21 protein-coding genes are annotated in these 18,548 nt (G+C 41.1%); 4 read left to right on the top strand and 17 right to left on the bottom strand.

What is annotated here, in order from left to right; genetic code table 11:
• Nucleotides 1-16: 16 nt before the first annotated feature.
• Nucleotides 17-409 carry a hypothetical protein gene (locus L1068_RS00260; RefSeq protein ID WP_237128561.1) on the bottom strand — a complete coding sequence of 131 codons (393 nt, stop codon included), beginning with the start codon at nucleotides 407-409 and terminating at the stop codon, nucleotides 17-19.
• A gap of 152 nt (nucleotides 410-561) precedes the next feature.
• Here L1068_RS00260 and L1068_RS00265 point away from each other — a divergent pair, with 152 nt between their 5' ends.
• On the top strand, nucleotides 562-1,317 hold the full coding sequence (locus tag L1068_RS00265; RefSeq protein WP_237128562.1) for a Nif3-like dinuclear metal center hexameric protein: 756 nt from the start codon (nucleotides 562-564) through the stop codon (nucleotides 1,315-1,317).
• Between the two features lie 90 nt (nucleotides 1,318-1,407).
• Here L1068_RS00265 and L1068_RS00270 read toward each other — a convergent pair whose 3' ends face one another.
• From L1068_RS00270 to L1068_RS00290, 5 genes are all read right to left on the bottom strand, one after another.
• Nucleotides 1,408-1,797: a hypothetical protein gene (locus L1068_RS00270; protein WP_054979496.1), complete on the bottom strand. Its 390-nt coding sequence runs from the start codon at nucleotides 1,795-1,797 to the stop codon at nucleotides 1,408-1,410.
• Nucleotides 1,790-3,061 (bottom strand): ATP-binding protein, encoded by a 1,272-nt coding sequence (locus L1068_RS00275; protein WP_237128563.1) that lies wholly within the window; start codon nucleotides 3,059-3,061, stop codon nucleotides 1,790-1,792. Before L1068_RS00275 ends, L1068_RS00270 begins: the two co-directional genes overlap by 8 nt.
• A gap of 47 nt (nucleotides 3,062-3,108) precedes the next feature.
• Nucleotides 3,109-3,783, bottom strand: a complete 675-nt coding sequence (locus L1068_RS00280; protein ID WP_237128564.1) for a response regulator transcription factor — start codon at nucleotides 3,781-3,783, stop codon at nucleotides 3,109-3,111.
• A 2-nt stretch (nucleotides 3,784-3,785) separates the two neighbouring features.
• Complete coding sequence (locus L1068_RS00285; protein WP_054979494.1) at nucleotides 3,786-4,094, bottom strand: hypothetical protein; 309 nt, start codon at nucleotides 4,092-4,094, stop codon at nucleotides 3,786-3,788.
• A gap of 68 nt (nucleotides 4,095-4,162) precedes the next feature.
• A complete protein-coding gene (locus L1068_RS00290) occupies nucleotides 4,163-4,462 on the bottom strand; it encodes a YciI family protein (RefSeq protein ID WP_054979493.1) in 300 nt (99 codons plus the stop codon).
• A gap of 149 nt (nucleotides 4,463-4,611) precedes the next feature.
• Between L1068_RS00290 and L1068_RS00295 the strand changes: the two genes are divergently transcribed.
• Nucleotides 4,612-6,048, top strand: coding sequence for a sodium-dependent transporter (locus tag L1068_RS00295; protein WP_237128565.1), 1,437 nt, complete (start codon nucleotides 4,612-4,614; stop codon nucleotides 6,046-6,048).
• A 150-nt stretch (nucleotides 6,049-6,198) separates the two neighbouring features.
• Nucleotides 6,199-6,756, top strand: a complete 558-nt coding sequence (locus L1068_RS00300; RefSeq protein ID WP_237128566.1) for a hypothetical protein — start codon at nucleotides 6,199-6,201, stop codon at nucleotides 6,754-6,756.
• Nucleotides 6,757-7,382: 626 nt separating this feature from the next.
• On the opposite strand, the gene L1068_RS00305 is transcribed toward L1068_RS00300, so the two are convergent.
• The 11 genes from L1068_RS00305 to L1068_RS00355 form a co-directional block, all read right to left on the bottom strand.
• The gene (locus tag L1068_RS00305) at nucleotides 7,383-7,574 is read right to left on the bottom strand and encodes a hypothetical protein (RefSeq protein ID WP_237128567.1); all 192 of its coding nucleotides are present in this window, start codon (nucleotides 7,572-7,574) and stop codon (nucleotides 7,383-7,385) included.
• A gap of 83 nt (nucleotides 7,575-7,657) precedes the next feature.
• On the bottom strand, nucleotides 7,658-8,167 hold the full coding sequence (locus L1068_RS00310) for an HNH endonuclease (RefSeq protein WP_237128568.1): 510 nt from the start codon (nucleotides 8,165-8,167) through the stop codon (nucleotides 7,658-7,660).
• Nucleotides 8,168-8,387: 220 nt separating this feature from the next.
• Nucleotides 8,388-8,627: a hypothetical protein gene (locus L1068_RS00315; protein ID WP_100913188.1), complete on the bottom strand. Its 240-nt coding sequence runs from the start codon at nucleotides 8,625-8,627 to the stop codon at nucleotides 8,388-8,390.
• 435 nt (nucleotides 8,628-9,062) lie between these two features.
• Nucleotides 9,063-9,641, bottom strand: a complete 579-nt coding sequence (locus L1068_RS00320; RefSeq protein ID WP_237128569.1) for an inner membrane-spanning protein YciB — start codon at nucleotides 9,639-9,641, stop codon at nucleotides 9,063-9,065.
• A gap of 115 nt (nucleotides 9,642-9,756) precedes the next feature.
• Nucleotides 9,757-10,563 (bottom strand): tryptophan synthase subunit alpha, encoded by an 807-nt coding sequence (gene trpA, locus L1068_RS00325; RefSeq protein ID WP_237128570.1) that lies wholly within the window; start codon nucleotides 10,561-10,563, stop codon nucleotides 9,757-9,759.
• Nucleotides 10,560-11,750 carry a tryptophan synthase subunit beta gene (trpB, locus tag L1068_RS00330; RefSeq protein WP_343221804.1) on the bottom strand — a complete coding sequence of 397 codons (1,191 nt, stop codon included), beginning with the start codon at nucleotides 11,748-11,750 and terminating at the stop codon, nucleotides 10,560-10,562. The genes trpA and trpB overlap by 4 nt, the downstream gene beginning before the upstream one ends.
• Before the next feature lies 1 nt (nucleotide 11,751).
• Nucleotides 11,752-13,113, bottom strand: a complete 1,362-nt coding sequence (gene trpCF / locus L1068_RS00335) for a bifunctional indole-3-glycerol-phosphate synthase TrpC/phosphoribosylanthranilate isomerase TrpF (protein ID WP_237128571.1) — start codon at nucleotides 13,111-13,113, stop codon at nucleotides 11,752-11,754.
• Nucleotides 13,106-14,113 (bottom strand): anthranilate phosphoribosyltransferase, encoded by a 1,008-nt coding sequence (gene trpD / locus L1068_RS00340; protein WP_237128572.1) that lies wholly within the window; start codon nucleotides 14,111-14,113, stop codon nucleotides 13,106-13,108. Before trpD ends, trpCF begins: the two co-directional genes overlap by 8 nt.
• On the bottom strand, nucleotides 14,113-14,712 hold the full coding sequence (locus tag L1068_RS00345) for an aminodeoxychorismate/anthranilate synthase component II (RefSeq protein WP_237128573.1): 600 nt from the start codon (nucleotides 14,710-14,712) through the stop codon (nucleotides 14,113-14,115). The genes trpD and L1068_RS00345 overlap by 1 nt, the downstream gene beginning before the upstream one ends.
• The gene (locus L1068_RS00350; protein WP_237128574.1) at nucleotides 14,712-16,295 is read right to left on the bottom strand and encodes an anthranilate synthase component 1; all 1,584 of its coding nucleotides are present in this window, start codon (nucleotides 16,293-16,295) and stop codon (nucleotides 14,712-14,714) included. The genes L1068_RS00345 and L1068_RS00350 overlap by 1 nt, the downstream gene beginning before the upstream one ends.
• Nucleotides 16,296-16,688: 393 nt before the next feature.
• Entirely contained in the window at nucleotides 16,689-17,534 is an 846-nt protein-coding gene (locus L1068_RS00355; RefSeq protein ID WP_237128575.1) for a DMT family transporter, read from the bottom strand.
• A gap of 156 nt (nucleotides 17,535-17,690) precedes the next feature.
• Here L1068_RS00355 and L1068_RS00360 point away from each other — a divergent pair, with 156 nt between their 5' ends.
• The gene (locus L1068_RS00360; RefSeq protein ID WP_237128576.1) at nucleotides 17,691-18,545 is read left to right on the top strand and encodes a PHP domain-containing protein; all 855 of its coding nucleotides are present in this window, start codon (nucleotides 17,691-17,693) and stop codon (nucleotides 18,543-18,545) included.
• Nucleotides 18,546-18,548 lie beyond the last annotated feature (3 nt).

Raw genomic sequence — 18,548 nt, forward strand, 5'->3', positions numbered from 1 at the left:
AATAGCTAATTAGCTATTAAACAACACCGCGTGGAAGACGAGTGTCGTGGTCACGCTCAGCAAGTTCTTTAATCCAGAACTCTTCAGCAGTAAACCCTTCAGCATTTGGTTTAGTAACTGTGTATTCTTTTTCTTTAGTTGCAGTTACTGGCGCTGCTTTTTTAGTCGCTGCTTTCTTAGCCGGTGCTTTTTTAGCAGCAGGCTTAGCTGGCGCTTCTTCTTTTGCTGCCGGTGCCGCACCAGAAGAAAGTTCTTCTGTTAGCGTTACTAAATCAGCAAGGCGAACGTTTTTACCGCCATCTACACTGTACCAACCACTTTTTGCTGTGATCTCAGGTTTCTTACCATTTGCTGCTTCATACGCTTTTTCAAACGCAGCAAGCACTTCAGTTTTATCGAGTTTACTCATCGTATATCCCGTTTATTTGATACGAAGATTACTGTTAAAAATACATTTATACCTAGTTTCACGTCATTTTTCAATTTTTTGAGAATTTTCTTTATTTTTAGCGGTAGGTTAAGGACAATTCAATGATCAAAAACAACTTATAGGTATGCATAATGCAACTTTCTAAATTGCTCCAAGAATTAGATAGTTTACTCGCCCCCCATAAGGTAAAAGACTTTAGTCCAAACGGCCTTCAAGTAGAAGGAAAAGACACCGTTAGCAAAATTATTACTGGCGTAACAGCAAGCCAAGCGTTAATTGATGCCGCAATAGAGAAAAATGCGGATGCGATTTTGGTTCACCATGGTTATTTTTGGAAAGGCGAAGCCTATCCGATTACGGGTATGAAAAAGCGTCGCATTGGTGCCTTAATCAAAAATGACATCAGCTTAATTGGCTATCATTTGCCAATTGATGTGCACCCAACCCTTGGCAATAATGCCAAGCTCGCTGAGTTATTAGATATTGAGTATGAAGCAGGCCTTGATCCTTACAGTGAACCAAGCATTGCAGTGAAAGGGCGCTTAAAAACACCACTGAGCGCTGAAGAGTTTGCCGATAAAATAGAACATGTACTTAATCGCAAACCGTTAGTTGAAAGTGTACGTGGCAAAAACATAGAGACCATTGCCTGGTGTACAGGCGGTGGCCAAGGCTATATTGATTTAGCCGCAAGCCAAGGTATCGATGCCTACCTGACGGGTGAAGCGTCAGAGCAAACAATACACAGTGCGCGCGAACAAAGTATCGATTTTTTTGCAGCAGGTCATCATGCAACTGAACGTTATGGTGTAAAGGCTGTGGGTGAATATTTAGCGGAAAAATTTGATTTAGACGTTGAATTTATTGATATAGACAATCCAGTTTAATGCAAAAAAAGCAGCGATTACGCTGCTTTTTTATTTGGTTCTATTTGCTGACTTCCGTAGCAATATACCGCTGAGAATACAGTGTATTAGCTAGTAACCACCTTTTAAAATGGTAATTTGCTGGTCAATCACAGCGAGTTCGCATCGCTTATATTTTAATGCTGCTTGCTGAGAATTAGGTAACTCATTGAGATAACGCCATTGGCAGTTATCGGAAATATAACTATCAAAACTGTTTTTACTGCGTTGAAAACTTAAAAATAATTGGGTGTTACCCGTGTTATTTTGCTTTATTTCCACTTCTTTTTCTAATTTAGTGAGCCAAGTTTGACGTGTACGTTTGTGGTCAATAATGGCTTGATCTAAGCATTGTAGCTGCAATAGGACTTTGCCTTTGCTACAGGGCTTTTCATCGTTTTGAGCCAATGCATTAATGCTCAGCAGCATTAACACGGTGTAAAAAAGAGTGTATTTATTCATAATTAAAAACCAAGGTAAATAGGGCGCCACCGAGCTGGCTTGTGGTAATGGTCATTTTGCCGTTATAGGCATCCATTAGATCGCCCACAATCGCCATGCCAACACCGTGGCCGTGTTCGTAGGTATCTAAGCGTTTTCCGCGAATTGTAAGTTCTTCTATTTTATCTGCGGGTACGCCTGGACCATCATCACCAACTTCGATAATGAGTTGTTGTCCTAACTGCTTCACTTTTATTTCAATTAAAGCGTCACATGCTTTGCAGGCATTGTCGAGAATATTGCCTAGCAATTCCATTAAATCAGTTTTATCACCTAAAAAGATACTTTTTTCATCAACTGCTTGAATAAATTGAATGCCTTTGTCGCGATACACTTTACCCATGGCATTGATAATTGAGTCGAGTATTGGCTTAACTTTAGTTTGCTTTTTCCAAGTATCAGTACCGCCCGAGGCTGCTTTTTTAAGCTGATGTTCAATCATATTGCTGATGCGATCGAGCTGTTCTTGACTGTCACCATTACTTGCCAGATCACTTGATTTTAAAACAGCCAACGGAGTTTTTAAAGCATGGGCAAGGTCGCTTAATGATGCACGGTATTTATCTTTTTGCCTTTGTTGTGTAGCCAATAATAAATTAAGATCTTGCTGAATTTTTTCCAGCTCTTCTGGGTATTCCCCCGTAATTTGGTCGGCATTGCCACTTTCGATTGCGACAATTTCTTTATCTAGGCGTTTAAGTGGGTGGCTACTCCATAGAAAGCCCAGCATAATCAGTAAGCCCATCACTATGGCGATAATGATCAGCCAGTGCCTTAAGGTTTCTTGGAAGTCTTGCATTTGCGATAAAATGGCTTCTTCGTCTTTTAATACCAATACAGTGACTTGATATTCAATGCCATCGGCATCCATGTAAAACACAAAGCTAAGTTGTCGAAAGTACTTATCAAGCTCTTCAATTTTCGAAAAGTCCATAATACCGGGCGCGGTTGCAGCGTGTTTTGGAATATATTGATAGCCGAGCGTTGATTCAGATTGCCATGCTATTTCTTTGTTGAGATAAATATAGGCAAAGGTATCGGAAACGGGACGAGTGAGTTCAGGGGCAATTAGGGTAATCGGCGCCAGTTCACCTTGCTCAATTTCTACTTTTGCCATCAGTGAATACAAATGTGCTTCGAGCGTGCGCTCGGTGTTGTCGACTAAGCTTGCGTAAAGTGCCTTACCAATTGAAAAGAACATGGCAGGCATAAGTACTAAAAGCAAAAAGACAAGGATAAATCCTTGTCTAATTTTTAACGATATACGGTGGATCACAGTTTGCCGCTTAAACGGTAACCGCGGCCACGCAGTGTTTCGATGGGTGCGATAGAACCGTCTGGGTCGAGCTTTTTACGCAGGCGTAATACAAATACTTCAATTACGTTTGAGTCTAAATCGAAGTCTTGGTCATAAATGTGCTCTGTTAGCTCAGATTTAGACACGACTTTTTCTGGGTTAACCATTAAGTACTCAAGTACTTTGTACTCGTATGCGGTGAGCATTAATTCATTGTCGTTAACCCATACTTGCTGAGAACGGGTATGAATGCGAATTGGACCCGCAGTAATAGTTGGGTCTGCTTTACCTGCGCTTCGTCTAATAAGCGCATTACAACGGGCAATTAATTCTTCGTTATGAAATGGCTTAGTTAAGTAGTCATCAGCACCGGCATCTAACCCTTCCACTTTATCTTGCCAGCGGTCGCGGGCAGTTAAGATTAAAATCGGAATATCAATGCCTTGCTTTCGCGAATTGCTGATCACGTCAATGCCATCCATTTTAGGTAGGCCTAGATCAACAACAGCTAAATCTAACGGGTATTCAGTAAGGTGAAATAAACCAGTTTCGCCATCATGACACATATCAACGCTGTAACGGGCTTTTTCAAGTGCATGTTTTAGATTGTCTGCTAGTTGCAGATCGTCTTCTATTATTAGAATGCGCATTGTTATTGCTTTCCTTTTTTAACCTGGCCATTTGATTTATTTACTTTAAAATCAACAACCTTACCTTTTGGTTGTAACATTCTTACTTTGTAATAATGGGTGTTCTCTTTCACGCTTAAAATCTTACCAGGGTAGGATTGCGACACTTTTTTGGCCGCTCTGCGCTTGGTTAAACCCAGAGTGTTAACATTTTTAAGCGCTTTATTCGCTGCCGCATTTTGTGAAGATGTTTTGACGTTTGAGCCATTTTCATTACTTGCATTGGCATTAAAGAGCACTAAGCAACTGATCAGACTAATCAAATATTTCATACGTTAGCTCGCCACATTATGGAGTAAGTTAAGTGTACAAAAAGTTCACTGAACTTACTCTGAATCAGTTACGGTAAAACTAGTTTAAACGGTTTAACAATTGATTCTTTGTAAATACCCGCTTCGATGTAGGGATCGTTTGCAGCCCAGCTGCGCGCATCTTCTAATGAATCGAATTTAGCAATCACTAATGAACCAGTGAAACCTGCTTCGCCCGGATCGTCGCTGTCGATTGCTGGTAGTGGCCCGGCAGATAACAAACGTTCTTCTGCTTTTAACGCTTCTAAGCGTGCTAAGTGAGCAGGACGCGCTTCTTTTCGCATCGCTAAGCTGTTTTCAACATCTATTGAATAAATCATGTACCACATACAGCACCTGTTTGGTTATTTTATTGAATATAAAAATAATTCTATCAACAGAAAGGATAAAACTAAAAATCATTTTTCGCGAAAACTTGAAACAGTAGGTTTAACACTGATAGCATCCAAGGTTGAAAACAATAATACTAAGGTTCAGCATGAGTGCATCGCGAGAGCATTTTAGCTCCAAACTCGGATTTATTTTGGCCGCTGCAGGCAGTGCAGTAGGCATTGGAAACCTCGTTGGTTTCCCTGTATCGGCAACCAAAAATGGCGGTGGTGCATTTTTAGTTGTTTATGCTTTGTTTGTAATTTTTGTTTGTTTACCAGTAATGATGGCCGAAATGGCTATGGGTCGTAGCGCGCAAAAAGACCCGCTTGGCGCGTACAATAAATTATCGGGTAACAGCAGTAAATGGCGATATCCGGGATTTTTAGCGGTACTTACGCCATTTATGATTGGCGTGTTTTACATGGTGATCACTGTGTGGATTTTTGGTTACCTTGTTCAGGCAGCCATTGGTAATTTAGATGCGCTTGCCGAACCCAGCAACTTTGGCCAGTTTATTAACCAAACCAGCGTGTTTTATTACATGGTAGGTGTAGGTGTGCTGGTTAATCTCATTCTACTTGGTGGTGTAAAGCAGGGCATTGAAAAAGCAGCAAAACTGCTTATGCCAGCGCTATTTGTGCTGCTAGTTGGCCTTGTTGCTTACGTACTGACATTAGATAACGCGATTGCTGGCCTTCGTTATTACGTTGTGCCTGATTTTAGCAAAGTGAATGCTAGCGTGTTAAACGGTGCACTGTCGCAAGCGTTTTTCTCATTGTCGCTCGGTATGGGTATTTTAATGACTTATGCCTCATATATTTCAAAGAAAGAAAATATTGTAGGCAGTGCAAAAATGGTTGCAGTAACTGACTCATTGGTCGCATTTATTGCGGGTTTAATGGTTTTACCTGCGATTTTTAGTTTTAACCCAAATACTAACCCTGCGGAGTTATCTGACTCATCAGTTTCGATGATTTTTGTTTACTTACCAAAAATCTTCCTCGCGATGCAGCAAGATATCGGCTACGTAGGCGCGAGTGCGATTGCAGTAATCTTCTTCTTACTGGTATTTTTTGCAGCAATTACCTCACTTGTTTCAATTATTGAAGTACCAACAGCGACCTTAATTGAAGAAAAGGGCGTTTCGCGCTTTAAAGCATTGCTATTACTTGCAGGTAGTATGGGTATTTTAACCATTTTATGTACCATGTCGTTTGGTATGAGTGAGTGGTTAAGCACTATGTTTAACTATGGAGACCATGATCCAGCAACTACGAAGAGCCTATTTGATTTTATTTACGATGTATTTTACGACACCATCTTGCCGCTAAATGGCTTAATGGTGTGTTTATTCGTAATGTACCGCTGGAAGAAAGCAAAGCTAACAGAAGAGCTTAGCCAAGGCGCTCCTGAGTACGCAGGTAGCTTTACCGAGAAGTATGTAAACTTCTCTCTATCAACCTTTATTCCATTTATTTTGGCGCTGATTTTTATTAATACAGTTGCTAATAAGTTCTTTGCGTACAACTTATTAGGCTTCTAGTACGATTTAAATAAAGACTTAAGTTAAAAGCGGAGCAATTGCTCCGCTTTTTTGTGTTTAATGGCAAAATAAGGTGATGGAAGGCCGAATTTTAATAATCTAAAAATGTAGAATAGTTAATAGAATTAGATAGTTAAACTAGGTTAGAAGATGGTTAAAATTAACAGTGAACAAAGTAAGCGTAGTGCGCAGTTTAAGTTTGTAGCATACGCTATTTCTGTAATTTTAATTGGCGGATGTTTAATTGCATTAAGCATGCAAGTGGCGTTAAATTGGCCATTTATTGTGATTTGCTCTCTATGTATTGTTGGTTTTTTAATAGCCTCACAATCAGCAAACAATCGCTTTTGGGTGTTGGGCAAAGCGCCCTTAAGGCTCGATAGTAAGATTGTGATGTTAGGTATCGAGACAAAAGGGCGAATAGTCATTAATCAGCCGCATTTTGAGAAGTTTAATCAAGCGATACTGCAAATACTTGCGCCTGGTTATGAAAGCGGATTAAATGAGATTTGGTCTGATACTTTGCCATTAACATTTGAGTTTGACGGCGATACGACGTTGCTTGATTTTAGCTTTACGCTACCCACACAAATTAAGCTTCATTCAGGTACTCGTTGTTATTTAACAATAAGTTATGTAGAGAATATGCAGGAAGTGAAGCGTACTTATCGATTGAATGTGCGAGACCCGAAAGTAAGGATGTTGTAGTGGCGTGTTTCTTTCTTATGTATTGCCATTATTAATGATGCTTTTGAGTTGGTTAAGTTAGAGGGAAATGAGTTAAATCTCAGCTAATGTAAATTAATTAAGATTGGTTTGTCGCGCTGGCGACGGCAGCCAAAAGATGAAAAGTAATCGAAACGAAGTTTCGCAGTGCTTTGAAATGAGGTCATGGATGACCGATGTAACCAAGCTTCATGGGTGAATTTTAACGCCAATTTTAAAAGTGCCGCCCCCCCTTTGGATTCCCCCGACGCCCAAAATCAAACTTATTCTTCAAACATAATTTAAATATGAACATAAACGCCATGAAGCAACGTCCTTGTTGTACATGGCTTGCTCGACCGCTTCGCTCCCTGTCTCGCATTATTCATTTAAATAATGTTTTCAGGTTTGATTAAGGGGAAAGATGTGTGTGAATTTTAAATGCAGCCTTTAAATGCAGCCTTTAAATGATGCCTTTTAAAATGGATATTATGCGCGCTTATACGCCTCTTGCTGTGAAATGCCCAGACTTATTAATAATTCCTCAAAATAACCAACATTTTCTAATTCTCGATTATCTTCATAAGCTAAGCACAAAATAATTCTCATCTTTGCTACTTCTGGTACAGTTATGTTGTACCCATCGTTACAGCAACCCAAGACCACAAGTCGTCTCTTAACTGTTCAAGGTTTAGATTTTTATGTTCAACCCAAGACTCTGTAAGTTGTAAGAAAGCATACTTTGCCAAAGGAATATCAGGTACACCTAGCTTTTCGAGCCAAGAAATAATATGGGTTGCATACTTATAATTTTCGTTCAAGTTAGTAAACTCTCCAGAATAGCAATGCCTGGCTAAGTCGCTGCAACGCATTGGAATTCGGTTTGACTTATTTGTTAAGCGCTTTACCCAAGAAGCTTTTTAATGCCACTTTGTGCCTGCTTGTACCTTAAATTTATAAGCGTCATAGCCACTTGTCCGACATCTTCATACAAGTTATCAGCGTATTCGTGTAAGTTTAGCGTGGGATCATAATTTTTAGATGCAACGAATTCATTTATGCGCTGGGTACGGTAAGCAGCTTCTTCGCCAGCTTTTGTAATAATGAACTCTAACCAAGGCTTTTGCTGCTTTTCATTATTGCAAGGTGAACAGCATGGAACCACATTTCCCCATGCGTGTAGGCCAAGCGAGGATTTGTTCATTGGGATTAAATGATCTTGGGACAAGGATTTACGATCAATTGATGCACCACAAAAGCAACACTGGTAATTAAAAAACTCTAACAGCTCATCTTTTTGAGCTACTTTGGGACCAAATGGCTCAAAGCCTCTCGCCTCATCGTAAAACTTCCCAACGTCTTGTAGGAATATTCTGATAGCGCTATTTGATATGTCAGATTTACTTCGTGCCATGGTTCTCCTTTTAGCACTTAACAAGTTATTTGCGAGATTTTTTCAGGTAGGTGTTTAGCAACCTTAGGCTTCGCGTTTGGTCATTAAAAAAACATAGTAAATCAAATAGTAAGATAAATAAACTGGTTCTATATGGATAGTGGAATGGGAATATATCTTTGCTATAGAAAAGGGCGCTTTATTTAACGCCCAATACAATTATTAAGAAATACAATGCAGCTTAATGCGGTGTGCAATCAAACTTTTCATTGGTGTAAAACGCGGCGTAGGCGATGCCGCTTAGGGTGAAGTACATGGTGAGTACAAAAAGTAAAAAAGTGCCTACATTGAAGCCTGAATTATTAAATGCACTCATCATAAATACGGCAAAGCCAATACCAATAGGTAAACACAGCAGTGTTTTAAATAGGTTCTCGTTTTTGATTTCGTATTCAGGTTCTTGTTGGTTATCTGTTTCCATTTAAGCCTCGACTAATATTATTGTTGTAACCACTTTGAGTGACCGGATTTTAGTTTTCTTTGGGCCTGTTTATCTCGTTATAGCTCCTTGAGAAAAACACAACAGGTCATTAAACGTTCAACTTAATACTAGATCGGTTTAATAAATTTTCCTAATTATCAGAGTTCAAAGGCTTATATTTTTAATTTTGCTTTATGTGAATTGTAAGTAGAAAGCGCTTTAGTATTACATTTCTTAAACTGCCGTTATTTTACTCGGTGATATTTAAATGGTGAGGGGTAAAACATCATTGATGAAGCAACGTTTAAGTGAGCGTGGCAACGAGAGGAGGGCAAGTTCGATAATGTTGAGTATTTGGGTAAGCGAAGAAATTGCATATTAAAAGGAGCATTTTTGCTCCTTTTAATATTTAAACCAAACTAACACTTGTTAAGGTTATTCGCTTTTTGGTTCTTCATCATCAGGCAAATATTGATAAAGCATAACGATAGTTACAATTAGCGCAACGAAAGTGGCAGCGGTAATGCCGAACACTTTGAAGTTAACCCAAAAATCCAGTGAAAATGCATAGGCTACATAAATATTAACAGCGGCGATTAGGTATAAAAATGCGCTCCAGAATAAGTTTATTTTATCCCAAAGTGGCTCAGGTACTTCAATTTTCTGGCCTGTATCATTAGTTGAGGCCAAAATTGAGCCTAACATTTTTGCCATTAGGTTCTTTTTAAAGAAATAACGTGATGCTAATAAAATGGTCGCAAAGCCCGCATAAACCACGGTTGCTTTCCACTTAATAAACTGCTCATCTTGGAAAAGAATAGTGAGAGAGCCAAGGCCAACTGCTAATCCAAACAGTACCCAATGTTTAGTAGCGACTTTTTTCTCGATAAAGAGGTAGTAGGCTATTTGCAGAACTGACGCACCAATAAGTACCGACGTCGCCCAAAAAATATCCATGGTTTTATAGAGAATGAAAAATAAGATCAGGGGAGCATATTCAAATAATGCGAGCATTGTTTACCTCATAAATTATGCTGAATATTTACCTTACACCAGAGTTAATGTGAAACACCAGAGTTTGGGTTTAAAAAAAAGGGCGCTTGGCGCCCTTTGTATTGTTTATACACAATTATTTTTGCGTTGCGGCTTTCATATTACGTACAAAGTTTTCAAGCTCGCTTAGCATAGTTTCTGGCGCTTCAAGATTATTCTCGATAATCTTAACTACTGCCGAGCCTGAAATGGCACCTGCGGCACCAGAGGTAATTGCCGCTTTTACATCTTCAGGTGTTGAAATGCCAAAACCCAGAAGCGCAGGTGCTGCGTTAAAGTTTAATAACTTTTTGATCATTGAATCTGCAGGCATTTGCGCTTTGGTTTCGGTACCCGTTACACCTGCGCGCGATAGCAAATAAGTATAGCCACGGCCGTATGATGAGCATTGACGAAGTGTATCGTCATCGGCATTTGGCGTGGCAATAAAGATAGGCTCTATCTCTGCTTGCATAGCCGCTTGTCTGAACATTTTTGACATGTGCAGCGGCACATCAGCAACTAAAATTGAATCAACGCCCACTTCTTTTGCTGTGCGATAAAAGTCATCAATGCCTTGCGCTAACACTAGGTTTGAATAAAGCAGTAAACCAATTGGAATATCTGCGTTGTACTCACGTACTTGACGAATAATTTCAAAGCTCTCAGCTGTAGTGATTTTATTTTCTAGTGCGCGAATGTTCGCTGCTTGAATCACAGGGCCATCAGCGATAGGATCAGAGAATGCAATACCAAGCTCGAGCGCATCAGCACCACCGTCAATTAAGCGTTTAATAATCTCAAAGCTTAATTCTTTGTTTGGGTCGCCAATGGTAACAAATGGCACAAACGCACCTTGATTAACTTCATTTAATGCGTGAAATGCTTGTTGATAGCGGCTCATAGTTTGCCTCCTTGATTTAACACTGTATGCACGTGTGCTAAATCTTTGTCACCACGGCCACTTAAATTAACCACAATAATGGTTTCTTCACTTTGCTCTTCAGCCAGCTTTAATGCGTAAGCAAGAGCATGGCTTGATTCAAGCGCTGGAATAATCCCTTCGTTTTTAGCTAATAACTGGAACGCTTCAAGCGCTTCATCATCACTAATGCCAACATATTGGGCACGGCCTGTTTCAGCAAGATGTGCGTGCTGAGGACCAACCGCTGGGTAATCAAGGCCAGCAGATACAGAGTAAGACTCTTCGATTTGGCCGTTGCTGTCTTGCATAATAAAGGTGTATGCACCGTGTAAAATGCCTTTAGTGCCTTTACAAATTGCTGCGCCATGCTCTTCTGTATCAAGGCCTTTACCTGCTGGCTCAACACCAACCAGCTTTACACTTTCATCGCCAATAAAGTCATTAAACATACCAATAGCGTTGGAGCCTCCACCCACGCACGCAATCACGTAATCTGGTAGACGACCTTCTGTATCAAGTACTTGTTGTTTTGCTTCTTCACCAATCATTTTTTGGAAGTCGCGAACAAGTGTTGGGAATGGGTGCGGGCCTGCTGCTGTACCAAGTAAGTAGTGAGCCGTATCGTAGTTTGCCGACCAGTCGCGCATTGCTTCGTTAACCGCATCTTTTAATGTGCCAGAACCTGCGGTAACAGGGATGACTTCTGCGCCCATTAGTTTCATTCTAAATACGTTTGGTTGCTGGCGTTCTACGTCTTTTGCACCCATATAAACGCGGCATTTTAAGCCAAGTAAAGCGCAGGCTAGGGCGGTTGCTACACCGTGCTGACCAGCACCTGTTTCAGCAATAACTTCTTTTTTTCCCATACGTTTTGTCAGTAGCGCCTGACCTAACACTTGGTTGGTTTTATGTGCGCCGCCGTGCAATAAATCTTCACGTTTAAGGTAAAGTTTTACCTTAGGGTTTTTCACTAAGTTGCGCGTAAGCGTCAGTGGCGTAGGGCGACCGGCATATTCTTTAAGCAGCTTTTCAAACTCTGCATGAAAGCTTGGGTCGTTCTTTGCTTTATTAAATTCACTTTCAAGTTGTTTTAAGGCGGGTACCAGAAGCTCTGGTACGTACATGCCGCCAAAATCGCCGAAATAGGCTGGGTTTTTATTTTCCACCTCAAGATTCCTTTATCTTAGAAAACACAGAATTAATTTGTTGATGACACTTTTTACCTGGGCTTGTTTCAATGCCCGAATTTAAATCAAGGCCAATGGCTTGGGTTGTAAGCGCGTCTTGAATATTGTCGTTATTTAAGCCGCCTGCAAGCATGTAGTTGCGCTCGTTATTCAGCACATCCCAATTAAAGGTTTGCCCAGTACCACCGCTTTGGTTGCCCACTTTGGTATCAAATAAATAGCGGTCAGCACCTTGCCTCTTATGTTCAATCACATCGCTTACCGCAACGGCTTTCCATACTTGCACGCCTGCTGGCAGCGCCTTTTTAAGCGCAGCAATGTACGCTTCGTCTTCATCGCCATGTAACTGTACTGCAACTAGTTTTAGCTCAACGGCAATATGTACGATGGTGTCAATTGTTTCGTTTACAAATACGCCAACAAAGCCTAAGTCGCAGCTATCGGCAATTGGTTTTGCGCAGTCAATATCAACATAACGTGGCGATTTTGCATAAAAAATTAGGCCACCAAATACCGCGCCGGCATTATATGCGGCAATCGCATCTTGCGAGCGCGTTAAACCGCACACTTTATTTTCACCTAAAATTAGCTTACGACACGCTAAATCAAGATTGCTTTCAGCCATTAATGAGCTGCCAACTAAAAAGCCGTTACACAGTGATTTTAAGTGTTTTACATCAGCGTGAGTGTAAATGCCTGACTCTGAAATAACCACTTTCCCTGCAGGGATTAACGCACGAAGAGTTTCTGTAGTGGCAAGATCAGTACTTAAGTCACGCAGGTTACGGTTATTAATACCAATAATCTCAGCGTCGAGTGCTAATGCGCGGTGTACTTCTTCTTCATTACTCACTTCGGTCAAAATTGCCATATTGAGCGATTTCGCCACCTTAGCAAGCGCGCAGTACTGGTCATCATTAAGCACACTTAGCATCAATAAAATTGCATCACCACCGTGCAGGCGAGCTAAATACACTTGGTATTCATCGATGAAGAAATCTTTACAAATAAGCGGTTGATTCACCAATGAACGTACTTTAGTTAAGTAATCAAAACTGCCTTGAAAGTATTTCTCGTCGGTAAGTACGCTAATGCACGCAGCGTAATGCTTGTAAGCACCGGTAATTTCGTCAAGGTTAAAATCATCGCGAATAAGCCCTTTTGATGGCGAGGCTTTTTTACACTCTAAAATAAAGTTAGTGCCGGGTTTTGCCAGTTCCCCGTAAAAATCACGCTCGGTTGGTACCACCTTATGAATAAAGCTTTCAAGTGGCTTAGTGGCTTTACGCGATTCAAGCTCAATTCGTTTATCGGCAACAATTTTTTCTAATACATTAGCCATGAGACACCTCGATAATGCGTGATAAGTGAGAAAACGCCGCGCCACTTGCTAAGTGGTTTTGTACCGCTTGTGTTGCGTCTTTAAAATTGCTGTAGTCGCCTTGCATTACCAGCACCGCTGCAACATTTGCGGCAATCGCTGCATTGTGCGCAGGCTTGCCTTCACCTTTTAAAATCGCAAGGCTTGCCGCCGCGTTATATTCAGGCTCGCCACCTTCAATATCTGAAAGGGCATAGTTATCAAGGCCAAAATCTTGCGGCTGTAGAGTGTACTCAGTAATTTCACCGTCTTTTAGTTCGGCAACTTGTGTTTCACCGTGTAGGGCAATTTCATCAGTACCTGCGCCGTGGACTACCATAACACGCTCACAGCCAAGTAGTTTAAGCGTTTGCGCCATTGGGCGAAGTAATTCAGGGGTATAAACACCAAGGAGTTGATGGCTTGGTTTTGCAGGGTTTGCCAACGGCCCTAAAATATTAAATAAGGTGCGTGTTTTAAGTGCTGTACGTACTGGCATCGCGTATTTCACACCCGCATGGTAAAGCGGTGCAAATAAAAAGGTAAAATGGGTTTTTGCTAGGCAGTTTTCTGCTTGTACCACACTCATATTAATATTGATGCCAAGGGCGTGGAGTAAATCAGACGAGCCCGATTTACTTGAAACACTGCGGTTGCCGTGTTTTACCATATTAACGCCCATGCTCGCGGCAACAATGGCAGCAGTAGTTGATACGTTAATTGAATTGGCGCCATCACCACCGGTGCCACATGAATCAAAACTAATGGCACTTGGGTTAGTAAATGTTACTGCATTATCGCGCATGGCTTTGGCAGCACCCGCAATTTCATTGTCGGTTTCGCCTTTAATTTTAAGTGCAGTCAACGCTGCTGCAAGCTCGATTTCGCTTACTTGACCTGTCATGACAAGATTAAAAAACTCGCTGCTTTGCTCAAACGTTAAATCTTGTTGTTCGATTAAGAGATTAACAAGTGGTTGCATTATGCGCCCTCCACATTGGCTAAATAAGCTAGGCTTTGCTTTAACAGCTGTGAGCCATTTGGCGTTAAAATTGATTCTGGGTGAAACTGAAACCCAATTACTTTATCTTGCTCTTGAATAATTGCCATAGGAATTGTGTCGTAGCTTGCAATGACATCAAGGCTATCTGGCACTTCGGTTGCCATGAGTGAATGGTAACGCGCCACTGGAATTTGCGAATGTAAGCCACTAAATACTGTGTGCTCTTTAAGTTCAATAAGCGATGATTTGCCATGCACTGTTTCACCTGCGTGACCAACCAAACCACCGTAACATTCAACAATTGCTTGATGGCCTAAACAAATACCCAGCATAGGGTAGCGGCCTTTTGCTTTGTTGATTAGCTCAATTAAAACGCCCGCTTGTTTTGGGGTGCCAGGGCCAGGTGAAAGCACTAACGTAACAGGGCAAGTTTCCTCTGCCATTTTGCTTAAAATGGTGTCGGCCGGAACATGATTACGATAAACCACCAGTTCAAAGCCTAATTGCTCAAATTCATCCACCAAGTTGTAGCTAAACGAATCAAAATTATCGATAAAATAAATTTTTGCCTGCGCCATTAGGCTTCTCCTTGGTAGATAGACTTAATTGCACGAATAACCGCTTGTGCTTTTTGGCGTGTTTCGTTTGCTTCTAGCTGTGGCACTGAGTCATATACAACGCCTGCACCAGCTTGCACGTAAGCCATATTATCTTTAACAAAGGCGCTACGAATAACAATACAGCTGTCCATCGCACCATCACCCGTTAAATACCCCACAGCACCACCGTAGCTGCCGCGGCGTTTACCTTCGGTAATACGCACCAGCTCGGCCGCTTTTACTTTTGGTGAACCAACCAAGGTGCCCATATTCATACATGCTTGGTAGGCATGCAGTGCATCCAGCTCAGGTTTTAATTGACCCACCACACGCGATACTAAATGCATTACTTGCGAGTAGCGGTCAACTTTCAATAACTCTTTTACATAACGCGAACCCGGCGTTGAAATACGGGCAATGTCGTTACGCGCTAAATCAACCAGCATAATGTGCTCTGCGCGCTCTTTTTTGTCATCGCGCAAATCGAGTTCAATCTTGCTATCAAGATCAAAATTAATGCTGCCATCGGCATTTTTACCACGGGCACGGGTACCAGCAATTGGATACACCTCTACTTGATTGGTGCTTTGGCAATATTTAAGCGCGGATTCAGGAGATGCTCCAAATAACACAAAGTTCTCGTCTTTCATGTAAAACATGTAAGGGCTTGGGTTTTGTGTTTTAAGCTGGTGATATGCTGCAAGCGAGTCAGCGCATGGTAATGAAAAACAGCGAGACGGCACTACTTGGAAAATGTCGCCATCAACAATGTGCTTTTTAAGGGTTTCGACTTGCTGACAAAAGGTTGCGTCGTCAATATCTACAGACTCATTTACAGCACCCGAAAAGGTTGGGGCATTGTACGTTGGTAAATCGTCACACAGTTTATTTAGTGCTTCAAGCTTTTGGCCTACTTCAAAACAGTTGGCGTGTGCGTCGGGGCCGCTAAATACATTGCCAATTAGTTCTGTGGTATTTGCTTGATGGTCAATAACAATCAGTGTTTCGGCAAGATAAAAAACAAAATCAGGGGTTGTGTTATCACCATTTGGTACGTCTGGCAGTGACTCAAAGTTGGCAACCATATCGTAGGCAAAGGTGCCGCCTAAAAATACTGCGAAAGGTGACTCAGTGGTGCTTTCAATATTATTGATACATTGTCTTAATGCGGTAAATGCATTGTCAGCCACTAAGCGACTAGCTTCATCCATCAAGTTGGTATCGCGTTCAAACACAATGCGAAGGGTTGAATTTGCAAGTTCAACGTTGTGATCTTTAAAAAAGCCAGCTAAATGGGGCAGTAGCTGTTTGCCGTTATTGCTTTTTGCGTCAAACGTTACCGTGTCACCATTACATTCAATACGAATAGCTGCATCGGCTAAAATTAAACTTTTTACATTATCTTTAGAATCAATTTCCGCTGATTCTAACAATAAGCTATTAAAGTTAGTCGGGTTGTTACATACCGCGCTATAAAGTGCTAGTGGACTTTCAATGTAGTCCCGCGCTAGCGAAATGCTGGTAACTTTGCCGACCTCGGTTGATATATGACTAAATATCACGCCTCATTCCTTATACAAAAAAGCCCGCTTAGAAGGCGGGCTGAATAATAGACAAACAAAATCCTCCCGCGTTAATTACAGGAACCACCACCATTGGATTAGTTGTTTGTTATTACTCATTATTCACCTCAAATTAGACATAAAAAAACCCGCACATTGTGCGGGTTTTAAGAATAGTTTAGATACAATTATTCCCACCCGCGATTACGAGTGCCACCACCATACTGTTTTGATTTGTGAAGTTACTAATTGCATTTAAACGATTCCTAAAAAGTTTCAGCCATAGTAAACCCCAGATTGTATACATGAGTCAACACAAAACCGCCATTTTTTATAACTAATCGGATTTGTTAGTGTTTATTGGTTATAAGCAGTGGTTAAACAGGCATAAAATCAGGGTTTTAGTGGTTTTTTACCAAGCACAACCAGCAAAATTCCGATTAGAATAATAGCTCCAGAAATCGCTAGGCGTTCACTGATAGGTTCGGATAAAAACAAAAAGCCACCAATACCGGCAATAATGGGTACCGAGAGCTGGGATACAGCTGCTTGCACTGAAGTTAAGTGTTTTAGTGCAACATACCAAATGGCATAACCAATGCCTGATGTCACACTGCCCGCTATCACAGCGAGTAAAATCCCTGTGGTTGAGGTATTTGTTGCGTTAAGTGTCATTATGCTGAGGAATGTTATAAAAGGTAAGGTGCGAATAAAATTAAAGGCTGTATCGGCAAGGGGATTAGATGACTTTTTGCCAACTAAGGTATAGCCCGCCCACGCCATACCCGAGATCACCATAAGTACAAAGCCAATCAGTGAAGGTGATGAAATATCGGGTAGCACTAAATAACCAAAACCCTTAAACGCAATGAGCGCACCGCACCATTCGATAGGATAAATTTTGGTACCTGAAAAGAACGTATAAGCAAGCATGCTAAATTGCACCGATGAAAATAGCACAAGTGCACCAATAGCGGTTTCAAGTGAAATATAGGCATAGGAAAATGTCACGGCGTAAATAAACAAATAACCGGCGCCAAGCCATGATCCTTTGCCCGCTGTTTGTTTGTTTTTATGAAATAGGGCGTAAAGAATAAAAAGCGTTATCGCCCCAGATAATAAACGAATTGAGGTGAAGCTGGCAGCATCAATTTGCTCTTGCCCAAGGGCAATTCGGCAAAGAATTGAGTTCCCTGCAAAGGCGATAAGTGAAAGTAGGGTAATTAGCAGTATTTTCATAAAGTAAGCTGCGCTATTTATTATTAGTCGAGTTTAAACAGATAAAGACCTTTGTTAGCAAATATTAATTTCCCAAATGAAAGCAAACAAATCAGCAAGAGTAATTATTTACTGAATTTGGTATGATTACACGCAGTACAAACTAAAATCATATTTATGAAATTTGACCTACACAGCCATACGTATTATTCCGATGGCAAGTTATCTCCAGAAGACCTAGTTGAACGCGCCGTTGAAAAAGGCGTTGATATTTTGGCTATTACGGATCACGATACCGTTAAGGCGCTGCCAATTGCACAGCAACATATCGACAAAAATGCGTTACCGCTGACACTTGTTAAGGGCATCGAGTTTTCAACCAAGTGGGAAAGCTTTGAAATTCATATTGTTGGCTTAAACGTTGATGTTGAAAATAGCACTTTGGCATGTTTGATTGCTGAGCAAACAGGAAAACGCGCAACACGCGCTGAAAAAATGGCTGAAAAGCTTGAAAAACGCGGGTTTGAAAACGTATTAGCACAAGCAAAAGCGTTAGCCAACAAAGGCCAGCTTACCCGCGCCCATTTTGCACAAGTAATTCAAGCGCAAGGGGCTGCAAACACCTTACAAGGGGTGTTCAAAAAATTTTTAGTGCGCGGTAAACCGGGTTATGTAACCAGCGAATGGTGTGATATTGCAACTGCTGTGAAGGCAATTAAAGCGGCGGGCGGTCAAGCGGTTTTAGCACATCCAAGTCGTTATAAGCTTTCTAATAAATGGTTGCGACGTTTGCTTGAAGAATTTAAACATGCTGGTGGCGATGGCATTGAAGTGGCGCTGCCACAACAAGCGCCGAGTGACCGTCAGTTTTTAGCACAGCTTGCAGAGGAATATCAGCTACTTTCGTCGCAAGGTTCAGATTTTCATTTTGCAACCAACTGGTTAGAACTTGGAAAGAACTTATACTTACCTAAAGCCAGTGTGCCAATTTGGCAGGATTGGGCGATGGACAAAGAACAAGAATTAAATTAAGGA

This window comes from Pseudoalteromonas sp. MMG024 (assembly GCF_021654175.1).
Taxonomy (GTDB): Bacteria; Pseudomonadota; Gammaproteobacteria; order Enterobacterales; family Alteromonadaceae; genus Pseudoalteromonas.

What these genes read in the sequence shown, in the direction of transcription:
- L1068_RS00355 (WP_237128575.1), bottom strand. Translation starts at nt 17,534, where the DNA reads ATGAAAATACTGCTAATTACCCTACTTTCACTTATCGCCTTTGCAGGG.
- L1068_RS00360 (WP_237128576.1), top strand. Translation starts at nt 17,691, where the DNA reads ATGAAATTTGACCTACACAGCCATACGTATTATTCCGATGGCAAGTTA.
- L1068_RS00310 (WP_237128568.1), bottom strand. Translation starts at nt 8,167, where the DNA reads ATGGCACGAAGTAAATCTGACATATCAAATAGCGCTATCAGAATATTC.
- L1068_RS00300 (WP_237128566.1), top strand. Translation starts at nt 6,199, where the DNA reads ATGGTTAAAATTAACAGTGAACAAAGTAAGCGTAGTGCGCAGTTTAAG.
- L1068_RS00320 (WP_237128569.1), bottom strand. Translation starts at nt 9,641, where the DNA reads ATGCTCGCATTATTTGAATATGCTCCCCTGATCTTATTTTTCATTCTC.
- L1068_RS00260 (WP_237128561.1), bottom strand. Translation starts at nt 409, where the DNA reads ATGAGTAAACTCGATAAAACTGAAGTGCTTGCTGCGTTTGAAAAAGCG.
- L1068_RS00315 (WP_100913188.1), bottom strand. Translation starts at nt 8,627, where the DNA reads ATGGAAACAGATAACCAACAAGAACCTGAATACGAAATCAAAAACGAG.
- L1068_RS00265 (WP_237128562.1), top strand. Translation starts at nt 562, where the DNA reads ATGCAACTTTCTAAATTGCTCCAAGAATTAGATAGTTTACTCGCCCCC.
- trpCF (WP_237128571.1), bottom strand. Translation starts at nt 13,113, where the DNA reads ATGGCTAATGTATTAGAAAAAATTGTTGCCGATAAACGAATTGAGCTT.
- L1068_RS00270 (WP_054979496.1), bottom strand. Translation starts at nt 1,797, where the DNA reads ATGAATAAATACACTCTTTTTTACACCGTGTTAATGCTGCTGAGCATT.
- L1068_RS00345 (WP_237128573.1), bottom strand. Translation starts at nt 14,712, where the DNA reads ATGGCGCAGGCAAAAATTTATTTTATCGATAATTTTGATTCGTTTAGC.
- trpD (WP_237128572.1), bottom strand. Translation starts at nt 14,113, where the DNA reads ATGCAACCACTTGTTAATCTCTTAATCGAACAACAAGATTTAACGTTT.
- L1068_RS00290 (WP_054979493.1), bottom strand. Translation starts at nt 4,462, where the DNA reads ATGTGGTACATGATTTATTCAATAGATGTTGAAAACAGCTTAGCGATG.
- L1068_RS00285 (WP_054979494.1), bottom strand. Translation starts at nt 4,094, where the DNA reads ATGAAATATTTGATTAGTCTGATCAGTTGCTTAGTGCTCTTTAATGCC.
- L1068_RS00280 (WP_237128564.1), bottom strand. Translation starts at nt 3,783, where the DNA reads ATGCGCATTCTAATAATAGAAGACGATCTGCAACTAGCAGACAATCTA.
- trpA (WP_237128570.1), bottom strand. Translation starts at nt 10,563, where the DNA reads ATGAGCCGCTATCAACAAGCATTTCACGCATTAAATGAAGTTAATCAA.
- L1068_RS00295 (WP_237128565.1), top strand. Translation starts at nt 4,612, where the DNA reads ATGAGTGCATCGCGAGAGCATTTTAGCTCCAAACTCGGATTTATTTTG.